The 716-nt window shown below is 74.6% G+C and carries 1 protein-coding gene; it reads left to right on the forward strand.

Annotated features, from left to right (window positions below; all coding sequences use genetic code 11):
- A partial coding sequence (locus KUM32_RS36385; RefSeq protein ID WP_308408814.1) for a methyltransferase domain-containing protein occupies window positions 1-716 on the forward strand: 716 nt, incomplete at both ends.

Genomic DNA, 716 nt, shown 5'->3' on the forward strand with positions numbered 1-716 from the left:
GGTACGGCGAGGGCAACATCTTCCTCAGGTTCCTGCAACACGTGGGCTGGGGCGACCTGTTGAACGTCGGCTACTTCACGCTGCCCACGCTCCCCGCCGCCGTGGGCGGCGGCGGGTACTTCCAGCGGGCGCTCGTACGGCGGTCGCTGGCGCTCCTGGGCGCGGCACCCGGCGACCTGGTCCTCGACGCCGCCTGCGGGCGCGGCTACACCACCGCCCGGCTCGCCGACGCCGGCTGCCGGGCCCTCGGCGTCGACCTCGGCGAGCGCCAGATCGCCCTGGCCAGGGCGCGGTTCGGGCACCGCCCCCGGGTGACCTTCGCCGTCGCGGACGTGACCCGGTTGCCCGACGAGGCGGGCGGTACGGAGTTCGCGGACGGTTCCTTCGATCGGGTGCACTGCCTGGAGGCCGCGTTCCACTTCGGCCCCGAGGGGCGGGACGCCTTCCTCGCCGAGAGCCACCGCGTGCTGCGCCCCGGGGGCCGGCTGGTCCTCGTGGACTTCACCTGGCCCGACGAACGGTCCGCGCGGATCGACCAGCTCGACCCCCGGGGCCTGGTGCGCGCGTCCTGGCAGTTCGACGACTTCGAGCGGCTCGACCGCTACCTGGCCAGCGCCACCAAGGCCGGCTTCGAGGTCCGCGCCGTACACGACTGGACTCGCCCGGTCGTCCGCCGCTCGGCCCGCCTCATCGGCACTGTGGGAGCCGTCGTGTCC

Source organism: Streptomyces sp. AC627_RSS907 (genome assembly GCF_019049165.1).